General features: G+C 55.4%; 13 protein-coding genes. 8 read left to right on the top strand and 5 right to left on the bottom strand.

The features are described from left to right. Nucleotides 1-195: 195 nt before the first annotated feature. Complete coding sequence (locus tag VJZ71_20010) at nt 196-786, bottom strand: sigma-70 family RNA polymerase sigma factor (protein ID HKQ50369.1); 591 nt, start codon at nt 784-786, stop codon at nt 196-198. Between the two features lie 244 nt (nt 787-1,030). Here VJZ71_20010 and VJZ71_20005 point away from each other — a divergent pair, with 244 nt between their 5' ends. The 3 genes from VJZ71_20005 (at nt 1,031) to VJZ71_19995 (ending at nt 4,105) form a co-directional block, all read left to right on the top strand. Next, nucleotides 1,031-2,266, top strand: a complete 1,236-nt coding sequence (locus tag VJZ71_20005) for a tyrosine-type recombinase/integrase (protein ID HKQ50368.1) — start codon at nt 1,031-1,033, stop codon at nt 2,264-2,266. 494 nt (nt 2,267-2,760) lie between these two features. Continuing rightward, nucleotides 2,761-2,934, top strand: a complete 174-nt coding sequence (locus VJZ71_20000; protein HKQ50367.1) for a hypothetical protein — start codon at nt 2,761-2,763, stop codon at nt 2,932-2,934. Nucleotides 2,935-3,004: 70 nt separating this feature from the next. After that, nucleotides 3,005-4,105, top strand: a complete 1,101-nt coding sequence (locus VJZ71_19995) for an ABC transporter substrate-binding protein (GenBank protein HKQ50366.1) — start codon at nt 3,005-3,007, stop codon at nt 4,103-4,105. Nucleotides 4,106-4,825: 720 nt separating this feature from the next. Here the strand turns inward: VJZ71_19995 and VJZ71_19990 are convergent. After that, nucleotides 4,826-5,095 carry a hypothetical protein gene (locus VJZ71_19990; protein HKQ50365.1) on the bottom strand — a complete coding sequence of 90 codons (270 nt, stop codon included), beginning with the start codon at nt 5,093-5,095 and terminating at the stop codon, nt 4,826-4,828. A 103-nt stretch (nt 5,096-5,198) separates the two neighbouring features. Here VJZ71_19990 and VJZ71_19985 point away from each other — a divergent pair, with 103 nt between their 5' ends. The 5 genes from VJZ71_19985 to VJZ71_19965 all read left to right on the top strand — a co-directional run bounded on the left by VJZ71_19985 (nt 5,199) and on the right by VJZ71_19965 (nt 10,683). Next, a complete protein-coding gene (locus tag VJZ71_19985; protein HKQ50364.1) occupies nt 5,199-7,382 on the top strand; it encodes a hypothetical protein in 2,184 nt (727 codons plus the stop codon). After that, nucleotides 7,383-8,261: a branched-chain amino acid ABC transporter permease gene (locus tag VJZ71_19980; GenBank protein ID HKQ50363.1), complete on the top strand. Its 879-nt coding sequence runs from the start codon at nt 7,383-7,385 to the stop codon at nt 8,259-8,261. Between the two features lies 1 nt (nt 8,262). Beyond that, nucleotides 8,263-9,135 carry a branched-chain amino acid ABC transporter permease gene (locus tag VJZ71_19975; protein ID HKQ50362.1) on the top strand — a complete coding sequence of 291 codons (873 nt, stop codon included), beginning with the start codon at nt 8,263-8,265 and terminating at the stop codon, nt 9,133-9,135. A gap of 83 nt (nt 9,136-9,218) precedes the next feature. After that, a complete protein-coding gene (locus VJZ71_19970) occupies nt 9,219-9,968 on the top strand; it encodes an ABC transporter ATP-binding protein (GenBank protein HKQ50361.1) in 750 nt (249 codons plus the stop codon). Then, a complete protein-coding gene (locus tag VJZ71_19965) occupies nt 9,961-10,683 on the top strand; it encodes an ABC transporter ATP-binding protein (protein ID HKQ50360.1) in 723 nt (240 codons plus the stop codon). The genes VJZ71_19970 and VJZ71_19965 overlap by 8 nt, the downstream gene beginning before the upstream one ends. 32 nt (nt 10,684-10,715) lie before the next feature. Here VJZ71_19965 and VJZ71_19960 read toward each other — a convergent pair whose 3' ends face one another. From VJZ71_19960 to VJZ71_19950, 3 genes are all read right to left on the bottom strand, one after another. Then, nucleotides 10,716-11,147, bottom strand: a complete 432-nt coding sequence (locus tag VJZ71_19960; GenBank protein ID HKQ50359.1) for a DNA-processing protein DprA — start codon at nt 11,145-11,147, stop codon at nt 10,716-10,718. Between the two features lie 214 nt (nt 11,148-11,361). Beyond that, entirely contained in the window at nt 11,362-11,994 is a 633-nt protein-coding gene (locus VJZ71_19955; protein ID HKQ50358.1) for a hypothetical protein, read from the bottom strand. A 161-nt stretch (nt 11,995-12,155) separates the two neighbouring features. Further along, a protein-coding gene (locus tag VJZ71_19950) for an IS5 family transposase (protein ID HKQ50357.1) occupies nt 12,156-12,958 on the bottom strand; the annotation gives its coding sequence in 2 pieces (ribosomal slippage) (nt 12,156-12,625 and nt 12,625-12,958; 804 coding nt in all). Nucleotides 12,959-13,137 lie beyond the last annotated feature (179 nt).

Below are 13,137 nucleotides of genomic sequence, written 5' to 3'. Positions count from 1 at the left end.
GCGAGCGGTCTTACGGCATCACGAGTTCTTGAAAGTTCGAGGATATCCGCTACGAGCATCGCATCGCGCCGGGCCTGCGCTATTCTCTCCCGGCACCGAGAACAACCTTCAAGGTGGAACTTCAGTTTGGGGTTAGGGGCCTCTGCGGAAGAGGCCATGCGCTCAATCTGCTCCTCATTCATGCATCGCATGCTATCACTCCTCATCTTTGCAGAGTTCGCCAACGATTTGGCGAAGTCGCTGTAATTGGCGGGTCTTGCTGATATAGACAACATTCGCGCTGACACCGAGGAACGCGGCAACCTTGGCCGCAGGCCACCCCTTCAAGGCATAAAGATCGAAGGCCTGATAGGCGTCCGGATCGGATTCCTGCCGCAGCAGATTCAACGCCTCGTGAAGGCACTCCAGTTGCCACTCCCGCTCGAATTCTTGCATCCGGGGATCGACGGCGGCAGGCTCCAAGCGCGAGTCCGTACCATGGACTGAGGCGTCTAAAGAGGCTTCCCGGCGCTTGGCAAGCACCTTTCGCACGCGGTTGACCATGATCCCGCCGAGCCAGGATTTGAGGCGGGCGCGTTCTCGGTCATACTCGCCGGCGCGGTATTTCTGCACAAAGATCGTGAGCGAATCGGAAACCGCGTCCTGGGCATCAGCATCGGACAGGCCGACACGCCTCGCGTAAGAGAGCAGCATCGGAGTGTAGCGGGCGTAGAATCGCCGCCAGGCGTCATGATTCTCCGTTTCGGCGAGACCGGCAAGGAGCGTGGTGCTGGTTCGAGTGAGCATGGCAGTAGTTTACCAACACTGATTCCTGCGGTGCGCGAGGTACTTTCGCGATTAGCCGCAGATGCGCCAAGAAACGACACTGGACTCGCAAAGAGAGCTGGCTGCCGCAGGGGCGGCCATCTTGGATCGAGCCCCTACCGTTCTCCAGACCAACACGGTCGTGTCGCCGAGAGTGCGGCGAAAGTCATTCGCTCAGTCTGCGCTCTTTGCCGATCAAAGTCCCTATTAACTTTGGAGAACACCCATGCCAAGCCCTATGAACGTCGTTGTCCTGCAACGTGGCTTTGGTCGGCTTGAAAGGTACTCCGTACATGGCTGTTGGACGTGGCGATCCTGGAACAAACATCGACGCCGATGGGCCTCGCAACCTACCGGCCAACGCTTCGTCGTTGACGCCCGGCGCTGGGTCATCAAACAGGCGGCCGTGCGCCAGGTGGCAGAGGACAAATCGCCGATCCAGCCGATCCAGTTCGAGGTCGTGGCCAGGGCCTATTTCGACGCTCGACGCAACGGCATGCGCTGTAAGCGCCTCCGCGCCTCGAGCCTCCGGAGGATCGAAACAGCTCTCAAGTCTTTCGAGCGATTCCTGGGACCGGGTTATTCCGCCACTTATCTTGCGGAGATCGACGCATGCCTCCTCGATCGCTTCCTCGTCGATCAGACGCCGAGGCTCAGCACGGCTGTGGCCAATAGCTACCTCGAGGTCGTCACCCAGGTCCTCGAATTCGCGGTCAAGAAAGAACTTCTCTCTAACAACCCAGCTAAGAAGGTCGCAAGGCTCTACAACAACCGACGCGAATCGGACGACTCCGCCTTGAAGGGTTGGGCCTGTCCCTGCGCCGAGAAGGTTCGTCAGATTATTCAACATGCCACGCCCACCCTAGATCCCACGGGGGTCCGAGTTTTCAACGGAAGTGAAAGTGGACGCCCGGTTTATCGGGGCATCAACCAAAATGACTATGCGCCTCTTTATTCGGCGCTGGCGATGACGGGGCTGCGAATCGGTGAAGCGAGATTTCTAACTTGGGAAGATATTGATTGGGAGCGCAAGGTCTTGTTAGTCCGTCCGGGCTTGAAGAACGGCGTCTTCTGGCAGCCGAAGACACGGCAGTCCATCCGGCGTGTACCGATCGTTCCGGAGTTGGAGGCCATACTTCGACGACTTCAAAAAACAAGTCACCGACGCATTTGGGTGTTTGAAACGAGGCGAGGCACGCAGCTTAGTACGTCGCATCCAACGCTATGCTTCCGGAAGATCTGTGACTCGCTGGGTTTTTCGAAGCGATTCGTCTTGCACTCCCTTCGGAAGTTCTGGGCCTCAACGGTGGCTGAGCAGGGCATGGAACCGATGCTGATGATCAAGGCCCTGGGTCACGCCGACCTCAGGCTCGTCATGTCCACGTATTACGCCCAGCGAGACGACGACCGCCTCGTTTCGGCAGCCTCAGCGATTCGCTTCGGGGTGCAGGCCCCAATCTGAGGCGGAGGAAGCCGATACCGGGGAGCGCGACGACCAGAGAAACTGGCTCGGTATGGGACTAAGGAAGGGGGCATTCCTGGAAGCGTTCCCACCCAGGGCCATGACCTCCGGGGTCTATACCCGGAGGTTTCGGTAGACATCAGCGTTTGGGCTTCCCATGCTCGAGACCTCATCCAAGGCTCTTCCGAACCGGTCTTGTGAACTTGGCTGGCGAGATTCACCGAAGGTGAACAAGTTGTTACTTATTGAAATATGCGCAGATCCCCCCATTCGCTCAACGAATCCCCCACCTGATCGGTCGATATGACCGTTCGGCTGTACGCCAGCCACGGTGTCCCAAATGTCGCTGTCGGCCGGTTGCGTAACCAGCAGTCGGCTTTACACTTATGGTGACCACCGTCGCGACGAGGCCGATCGGGTCAGGCTTACATGCAAAAGGTGGGCAATCGGACCGTAACTTGACCTGAGGCGGCGATGACTCTTCGATGGGACGTATGAGCCTCGCGACGGACGAGCGGCCAAGACGTTTGGATACAGGCATCTACCATCCCAAGCCGGGCTTCGAGGTTGCCGTCACTGATACGATCGATCTGCCGGCACGAGTGGTGCTTCGGTGGGACTGGCTTAAGAAGAGGATGATCGCGGACCGCGGGATTGAAAGAAAATGAACAATCGACCGCTTATCACGTTGACCTCTGCAGTTCATGCCGCGCGCCTGGCTGTTCGGAGGAGACTCACATGAAGTGGAAGGCCTGGGTCGGTGTTGGAGCCGCAATCGCTACGGGACTGGGACTTTTCGCTTGGGCAACCCTTCGATCGACGGCAAAAGATGCCCGCAATCAAGTCAGAGTTGGAACCGTACTTCCTCTAACTGGTGCTGCAGCTAGCCTCGGTAAATGGATTCAAAATGGCTACGAATTGGCCGTCAATGAACTAAATGAGGAACAACTCGTTCCCGGTGTTCGCATTGACTTAATCTACGAAGATGGCATGAGTGATCCACGCAACTCCGTTTCCGCTTTTACGAAGTTGTCTGCCGCGAATGACATCCAAATTTTGACTACGACTCTTAGTCCCGTAACCCTCGCGCTTCTTCCGCTGGCGAAAGAGCGAAGAATCGCCGTGTTCGCTGCAGCAGCACACCCTGGCATTACGGGGAGTTATGATCTGGCCTTCCGGCACAATCTGACTGTTCAGGCGGAAGCTGACCTCCTTTACTCTTACATGGTGGACGAAATCAAGCCTAAGAAGCCACGACTCGTTTATCTTAACGACGACTACGGTATTGCATTCAGGAATCGCTGGGAAACGCACCTCTCTGGCGCGAGTCAAGGACTTCCCTCGGTTTCCTTCGACCGGTCCACGCAAGATCTTCGCACGTTCGCAGTAAAGTCATTGGCCGATTCTCCGGATTGCGTCATCCTTGTCGGATATGGGCAGCAGCTTGGAACGCTCTTACGGCGACTCCGGGAGAATGGCCACGGTGGCTCGGTCCTTGTGAACAATGCACTTCCATATCCTGATGTGCGCGCAGCAGCTGGCGAGGCGGCTTCTGGTGTATTCTACATCGACTATGACATTGACCGTCAGAATTCAGCTTATGTTCAGCTGAACGAAAGGTACCGGGCACGTTTCGGAGAGGATATACCACCAATCTCTCTCTTTGAGCATAACACGTTAGTCCTTATAGCCCGGGCATTCAAAGAGACCAATGGCGACATCGGGAAGTTCGCCGTGTGGCTGCAGTCGCAAGGTTCGCTTACTCTCGCCGGTGAGGTTGCTACTGTTACTCCTCAGGGCGACATCGTCCCTCGGCTGCGGGTTAGTCGGCTCCCGTAAGGCAGACGGTTGAGGAAATGACGAATGTCGCTGCCTAGACTCCGCCAAACAATCCGAGATTTCTATTGTGACCACAACGCGTTTACAGCGCAACAGGGGACGGGCCTACTCAGCGACGTGTTCCCTAACACATTCACACCGAGCGTCGGGCACCCTGAAGCCATTCAGGCGGTGCGTTGTGATCCGATACCAAGGCTCCGGAATCTTATACAGGACATTTGCTTTCGGGCGGTAGATCTCAATCGTGTTGGCTTTGGTCCACATCTTTCGCTTTTTGAAATGTCAGTTTCTCTTTGGATCACTGATTTTTGCCGAGAAAACTGCGTAGCGGAGATCGAACGAACATTTACGAACCTCGTTGATGCGCTCCACCTAGAACCGCGCAACGTCCTCGTCACGATCTACCCCGGAGGAGGCATGATTGATACACCAATTGAGGCCGATGACTGGTCGCGCGATGCTTGGTGTCGGCTCGGTATTCCGCCGGACAACATAATCCCCGCACCAGGCAATGCATGTGTCCTCGTCCCTGATACTGCGGGCGAACCAGCCGGGATTAGAAGCGAGGTCTTCTATCGTCCCGCGACGGGTGCGCCACCGTTCGAAATCGCGACACTCGAATTCCTCCAGTACCGGATGGCAGACTCAAAAGGACGCAAGTTCTTAGAGGTCCTACCAAGTTGCACGGGTCTTTGCGCAACTGCCTACGGTCTCGAACGCCTAGAGGTTGCTATATGTTCGCTCGATTCGATCTTCGATGTGGAGGAGGTTCGCGTGGTACTTGAAAGAGTCGTTGATCAAGCGGCTTGCCCGGCGTTCTACGCCGTACAGCCCTATCCCTTTCGAGTCGTAGCGGATGCGTATCGAGCCGTCACAGCAATTCTCAGGGCAGGCCAGCCACTTGACCAGTCTCGCCGAGGGCAAATAGCTCGGAATGTCGTTGGTCGTATTCGTCGCGGAATAGCGGAACTTGGCATGCAACCTTGCCACATGATCCAAGCTCTTCTGACTCAGGAAGAGTTGCAAAGTGATTGGGCAAGTGTGCTGTTGGGCGCCATATCCGCCGGGACTTGCCCACGAGGAGGTGACCATAGTGAACACCGTTGACGCGCGGATCCAACGCCTGGTCAAGTCCCTAGCGTCGGATAGGCAAGACCTTAGTAGATTTCAAGAAAAACTGCGCAGCGAGGGATTCTTCAGGTTATTCGCATCGCTTATCGCAAATCCCGTAATTCCTAAATCAGTAGGCGCCAAGCGTCCTTTGAAGTGGGACATTATCCCGAATTGCCAGCTTCTTCTGACGCGGATGTGGTCTCCTCTCGTCGAGGACGAGAAAGTCTCGGGGTATGTGCTTGACAAATCGCTTGTCGGAAATGGCATTCTTCAGGTTCAACTCGATCTCCTTGCGAAAATCGGTTTCGAGATAATTGGGCGCCACAATACTCTTAGTGAGAGAATAGTTCACTCGGCGTCGCGCAACAAACATTTCATGCCCGGCGGTACTTGCCTTTTCCATCTCCGCCACGATTCCGACGCGAAACAGCCGCTCTCTTTTTCGGTTTCGACCCAAAGCTTGACTTGCTATGACTTAAGCTATTCGCCAGATGTCCGCCGCAAGCTGATTACCCATAGCAAGCACGGTAAGAGTGTTAATTTGCCTGGCCTATTTCAATGTTCGGTTGCTAAGTTTGCAAACATGAATACGAAGCCAATCCATTATCCCGCACTTGCTCGGTCATTACGCCGCAAATTGCGTCAAATTGCCACAGACACAGATGCCTTGGAACACTCGCGAAAAAATGCGCTCGCCGAGATAGCCGGGAATGTTAATGCGCTCGGCGCGCTTCACAAGGCCACGGCGCTGCTCCGTGATCCAACGGCTGATCGCATAGTTCCGAGCAAAAAGGCAGACATCGCACACTGGCACCACGAATACCTGGATTTCCTCGGGGTTATTCAAGCCGGCCTGCTTTTCGCTCCTTGGCACCACTATGCAGCGTGCCTAACTGTTGCTGTCGATGAGAATGCGCCGAAGTGCATTTGTTTGGTCGCTGTGGGGACACATCCCATTTTGGACCAAGACCTCGGAAAGGCAGAAGTTATAGCAAAAAAATTTCTTCAGAAAGCCGTAGTCCAGCAGGAGGCCTTGAAGAAGTGTCGGGATAGCCAGTCAGTTAGTCTGAGAGACGAGCTTTTGAAAGATAAACCAAGAAAGCAACTCACGAAGCCCCTTTTGCGCGGGTACGACCCGGATGAGCGCGTAAAACAATTACATATCGTCAGAGTCATTATGAAGAAACTGGTCAAAGATCCTAAGATCAGTAGCAAGTTTTCTGGTGCGCCGGTAGTGGGTTTGAGCATGCTGATTTCCCAGATGGGCGAAGTGAGCAATTACATCCACGAAGGAACGCCGTGCCGCTTTCTGCTTCTGTTCGGACCAGGACGTTGTTGGAGATTGTTCAACGAGACAGTTAGCAGAGAGGATATTCGTGATATGCCACTTAGCAGAATCCTCAAAAGCAACTATTCGGTTTTTCAGAATCCTCCTGTCGCTGGCTTTGTGGACGCCAACGTACATCCCGATGGAAGAGGGATCAATTATCTAGGGCTTCTCCGGGATGTTCCTGACGAAGCTTGGATGCGTCGCACGACAAAGCGATTCAAGGGTCTGTTTGTTCTTTCTTCCAGCGGCGATGGCATTGTTCGGATCTACGGGGAAGGTGCCCTTCTAGGGAAGTGGCGCCACGAATCAGGCGTCCTCGGACTTCCGAACACGCTTAGGAAGGATCAATTGAAGAAGGCCTTCACTGGGAAGCCGGTGTGGATCGACGAACTCTTTGAGGCACTGAGCCAAATCGAGGAAACGCCGGGAGAGGGCGCTCTCATAGTTGTCGCCAGGCACGCAGACATTAACGCGTGCATTAGCCCGATGGAGTCTCGCACGCTGCAAATGGAATGGGCCAAGCTTGATTCGCTTGAGTATACAGATCTGATGCTCATCCGCGCACTTTTCCGCAGGGATGGTGCGTCCGTAATCTCCCCTAATGGGGACATGCAATTGCGATACCTCGTCTTTCCCGTGGATCCAAGAACTAGAGGTGCTGCAAGAAAAATTGATTTCGAAGGCAATCTAGGAAAGGTAAAGCACCTCCTCGGCCGAGGCGCGCGTCACCTCACTGCCGAAAACCTTTCAAAGGTATTAGGGCGAAAAAAGCATCTCATCCTATCGCTGTCTGTGGACGGGGGAGTGAAGATTTGGCCTCGTGGGCGAAGGTAGATGTTCATCCAACTCCTATTCAACGGATTGGTCGTTGGTTCTAGCTGCGTTTTGCTCGGGATCGGGCTCAACCTGTCTTACCTCGGGAGCGGCTTCTTTAATATCAGCTACGGATCTGTGCTCGTTTTAGCGGCGTACACATTTTGCACAGCGCACCAAGAAATGCAACTTGGCATCGTCCCAAGTTCGCTCCTTGCAGCCGTAAGCGCGATTGCAATGGCCATAGCACAAGAGAGAATCGTTTTTGAGCCGCTCCGGCGATTATCAGCATCATCTCAGATTCTGCTTCTCTGCTCAATTGCCCTCTTGATAATAGTGCAGAATGGAATTTCACTCATTTTTGGCGATCAGGCCCGGAACGTTCAAGGCCCAGAGGTGGGGGAAGGACTTACGTTTTTGCCGCTCCGCGTCATGCCGCTGCAGATCGCCACGATGGTGACAGCTACAACCGTAGCAGTTTTTGCCTGGGTCTTTCTTAAATATGCGGAAACTGGAAAGCAGATTAGAGCACTCGCAAGTGACAGTGAACTTTCGGCCGTCGTTGGCATCCATCGCGCAAGGCTCAGATTGCTGAGCGGGTCTCTTGGCGCGATAACAGCCACGCTGTCCGCTGTCCTCGCGACCTGCGAAAACGGTGCGGAGCCAGCAATGGGGTTCAATGCAGCCCTACTAGGTGTGGTTACCTTGGTGGTTGGCGGAGTTGGAAGCATCGGAGGGGCGGTTTTAGCGGGACTCTTTCTGGGTATAGTGCGGCAGCTCGCTATTGGCTGGTTTCCAGGTCAGTGGCAGGATGGTATCGTTTTCATAATCTTATTTCTCTTTGTGCTCATACGGCCTCAAGGGCTTCTCGGGAGTCCGGCTAGGCGGAAGGCGACCTAGCATGGAATTCCTTCTTCACGTTGCCGTTGTCGTAAGTATTTACGCGATACTCGCGATGTCCTTGGATCTGATGGTCGGGCACGCCGGGCTACTCTCGATCACTCAAGCCGGATTCTATGGCTTAGGAGCGTACACTGCGGGTTTGCTTGGGCTTTATGTTGGTCTGCCGTTCGGCGTCGCGTGCTTGCTCTCGATGATTGTTGGAGCAATCCTGTCGCAGATAATCGCGCTCGCGTCGGTGCGTGTGCATGACGATTACTTCGTGTTGGCAACGTTTGCATTTCAAATGATCTTGTTTGCTATGTTCAACAACTTTCAAGTGGTTACACAAGGGCCGCTTGGAATCTCGGGAATTCCGCGACCTACTGTATTTGGTTGGGCTGTGTCATCGCACGCCGACTTTCTAGTGCTTTCCGGCGCATTCGCAGTAATGGCGCACTTTATTGTTCGCCGGATCACGACCAGTCAGTTGGGTAGAATCCTACGTGGTATCCGTGAGGATGAGAGCTTTACTCAGTCTCTCGGCAGAGACACGGTAAGGGCCAAGCTTGTGGCAGTTGCGGTTAGTGCCGCCTTGGCATCTTTAGCTGGGAGCCTTTATGCCCACTACATCACGTATATCGATCCGACAAGCTTCACGGTGATGGAGTCAATCTTGGTGTTGTCGATGGTAATCATCGGCGGCGCTGGGAGCATGTGGGGGCCCTTGGTGGGGGCGATCGTACTCGTGACGCTACCCGAGGCATTGCGCTTTCTCGGCCTCCCTACTGCCGCCGCGGCGAACCTCCGTCAGATTATTTACGGGGCGCTGCTGGTGTTCATTATGATGGTCCGGCCAAAAGGGCTCGTCGGACGCTATGCTTTTAGGCGGTGAGCCAATGTGCCAGTTGCGGTTCCTGTGAAGGATGGAGTTCGTGTAGGCAGATCGTTGTTGTACTTTTCAGGAAGCATAAGCGAATGGAATCGTTGCGTTGCGTGAATATCCGGAAATCGTTTGACGGCACAGCAGTGCTAGACATTGCCGCTCTGTCCCTACCGCTCAGTGGTTTTGTTGCCATCATCGGTCCTAATGGCGCAGGTAAGACGACCCTACTGAATGTCGTCACAGGGTTTATGCGCCCCGATGAAGGAAAGATCTTCCTCGACGACGTGGAGTTGACTCGTTTGGCCCCGCACCGCATCGTGCAGGCCGGTCTCGCGCGAACCTTTCAAGAGCTTCGTCTGATCAGTTTGATTAGTGTCCTCGAAAACGTGATGCTCGCCCGGCAATGCCAAAAGGGCGAACGGCTTTGGCGCGCCCTAACGCGCATCGGGGTAGGCGCCAACGAGCGGGCGAATAAAGAACGTGCGATGGAACTGCTCGAGTTTGTGGGGTTGGCAGAGAAAGCGCACGATATGGCAGGCACTCTCTCGTATGGTCAACAGAAAATCCTTACGCTCGCCTGTTGCATTGCCACTGATGCTCGAATCCTATTCCTCGATGAACCGGTAGCAGGTGTGCACTCGCAAATGGCGGAGAAGATTCTCGGCTTGTTGCAGACCTTGCACGACGACGGCAAGCTGGTTTTCTTCATCGAGCATGATATTCCGGCCGTCAGGCAGATTGCCGAGCGGGTCATTGTAATGGACCACGGCGTCGTGATCGCGGACGGACCGCCGCATGAGGTCCTGGAGCGTCCGGAGATTCTGGAGGCGTACGTTGGCTGAGAGTAACGAAATCCTCCTCGACGTGGACGCGCTCGTGTCGGGCTACAGCAAGAAGCAGGTGCTCGGCGGCGTGAGCATGAACGTCGCCCGCGGCGAGATCGTAGCGATCATCGGCCACAACGGTGCGGGGAAATCCACGTTGCTCAAAGCCATCTTCGGCATGATCCCAATCTGGAAGGGACACGTTTATTATAACGGCCAAGCCATCGGGAAACCAAAACCCAGGGAGATGATCCACGCGGGTGTTGCCTACGTGCCGCAAGGCAACCGAGTCTTCGGCGACCTGACGGTCCGCGAAAACCTTCAGGTCGCCGGCGCCACTCTGTCGGACAACCGCGTTCGTCAAGCGGGGCTCGAACGTGCATTGATTGAGTATCCGGTGCTCGAGCCGCGACTGAGGCAGCGCGCGGCCACGCTCTCGGGCGGCGAGAAGCAAGTGCTCGCCCTGGCCATGTCGCTTGTCCTGTCGCCTTTAATGATCCTGCTGGATGAGCCTTCGCTTGGGCTGGCCCCTCCATTGGCCAACGAAGCGCTGCATCGCATCCAGACCCTAAGCCGAGATCATGGCGTGTCGATTCTGATCGTCGAGCAGAAGGTCCGCCAAGTGCTGAGGATCGCCCATCGCGTGTACGCCTTGCGGAACGGGGCAATTTCGTTTAGCGGACCGACCGCCTTGCTAAATGACGATGATAAGCTGCGCGAAGTCTATCTTTGAGGAGAGAGCGATATACGCTCTGTCGGTGACGTCTAACTTGGGAATTCAGCGGCCACCGAGGATTTGGTGTGTCGGATCCTGTTTGGCGGCCCCAGAATCGGGCTTATGTTGCGTCGGCCCCCGGTAGGCCGATCCGGAGAGCATCTTCCTCGGCACAGCGACGTTCCAATGACGGCAACAGTGGAGCCTTTGGCCTCCAGCGCCGCGACATGGGCCGCCGTGTCGATGCCCTCGGCCAAACCACTGATCACCACTCCTCCGCGAGTCACGATGAGATTGGCGATAAGACGGGCTTTGGTAAGGCCGTCGGGAGATGCTTTACTGGATCCGATGACGGAGATACGGGGGCCCCGACGCAGGAGCCTTAGGTCGCCGGCCGTGAAGAGTACCCTGGGGGCGTGCTTTCGTTCCGTCTCATTCAAGCCCCCCAAGAGCTCTACTGTTCGAAGTTCGGCAACGACCATCCGATAAGTTTCTTGCCTCAGACATGTTATATCGTCCTGCGCAACAGGTAAGCAAGCCTCCATTGCGTGTCACTGGCGCTTCCCATCGCTTTTGTCGTCCTTAAGGGCTCTCCCACCTGATACCTCAAACAAATGATCCGTCGCTTGTATGTGAACGCATTCAAGCCGACCCACTTTCGCTAATGACCGTGGATGGAAGAGTATTGTTGTGGTACTAGTCGAGCCAATACCAATTCTTGCCATCGTTCTCGGAATACATGACACCGGTTCCCAACAGCAAAAACATGCCATCTGGCATTTCCACTATACGTTGTGGGTCTAAAAGCATGGGACTGTTCGCAAATCCGGAATACACATAACTCCAATCTCTAGTTTTCTCTGACCACCAACAAATGGCGGCCGCCCCCAGTATTAAATCCGCGGTGCGCTTGATGCTCCTGACTTCACGGTCCTTTACGACCTTAATATCATCAGGCAGTAATACCCACACTTCGTCAGTAGACTCATTCGCGCCAGTGCTAAGCACACCATCCGTTGATGCGCCGATTTGCAGGTTCCGGTAGCATCCCAAATTCACTGGGCTAATCCAGCCTACCTCGTCGCACCAGGCGAGGAAATAGCAATATTCGGCATTCGAACCAGAGTATTGCTTTGTTGAGTAAAAGGCATACATCCGGTCCCCGCAGTACTCCATACGTACTCCGTGGATGTCGGCATTTTCAAACCTATACCTTTTTCCAACTTCGGGCCAGTGGCAGATTTCTCGCGAACTAGCAATCCAAAACCCTTTGCCACTTGGGTCCGCCAAGAGGTCCTTCAAATCCGCGACCGATGGAGCATCTTCCATCCTGCGCCAACTCTCCCCGTGATTTATTTGCTGCCAAATCTGCCCTCCTGACGTGCCAACCAGAACTGAGTCATCGACCGCGATCGCGCTAATAGCTCGCCACGCCTGCAACGGAGTAATAGTCCACTTGTGAGTTTCATCGTCAGAGTACCTTAGAGTCCCTAAAAGTACCCATTCTTTAATCGTCGCCAACAGATCAAGGCGCAGCCCAGTGTGAGAAATGCCGTATGGATGTCAGCGCGACGATCATAGCGAATTCGAAGGCGTCGGAATTGGCGCAGCCAACTGATCGTTCGTTCCACGACCCAGCGACGTTTGCCCAATCCACTGCCGTGCTCGGTATTTCGATGCGCAATCTGCGGCGCGATGCCGCGCGACCACAAGGCCATGCGATGGGCGTGCGAGTCGTAGGCGCGGTCGGCATACAACAGGTCCGGCCGTCGGCGCGGACGACCCGACTTGCCCTTCACGGGTTCAATGGCATCGACCAGGGGAATCAGTTGCGTGACATCATGGCGGTTCGCCGCGGTAAGCGTGAAGGCCAAGGGGAGGCCGCCGCCCTCCGTGGCGAGATGATGCTTGCTGCCGGGCTTGCGGCGATCCGTTGGATTGGGGCCGGTTTTTTCGCCCCCCCGACCGCGCGAATCGTGCCACTGTCGACCGCGGCACGCGACCAGTCGAGGAGGTCGGCGCCATTCAGCTGGGCCAAGAGCACGCGGTGGATTCGCTTCCAAACGCCGGCCCGTTGCCATTCGGCCAGACGATTCCACAGCGTCATGCCGGAGCAACCCATCTCCTGCGGGAAGTGCTCCCAGCCGATGCCGGTCTTGAGCACGAAGATGATCCCGGCCAGACAGAGCCGGTCGCTCTTGCGCGGCTGCCCGCCCTTGGGGTTCGGCTTCCACTGGGGTAGTAAGGGCTCGACAATTGCCCAGAGTCCGTCGTCGACGAGAGGCTTGGCCATATGCGTGTCCTCCATGACACCCGGTGTCGTCGCATCCTGCAACACCCTGGCTATCGGCACTCTTCGTCATTGTTTATGAAGTTCTTTTAGGGACTCTTAGTGGCCTCCAGCCCAGTTGAGTCGGTGCCCTAAGTCTGTTAAATTGGATTGGTGTTCGATTCCCAGCGATCAAACCCAGG

This window comes from Phycisphaerae bacterium (assembly GCA_035275405.1).
In the GTDB taxonomy this organism is placed as follows: domain Bacteria; phylum Planctomycetota; class Phycisphaerae; order UBA1845; family UTPLA1; genus DATEMU01.
This window is presented reverse-complemented; position numbering and strand designations above follow the sequence as displayed.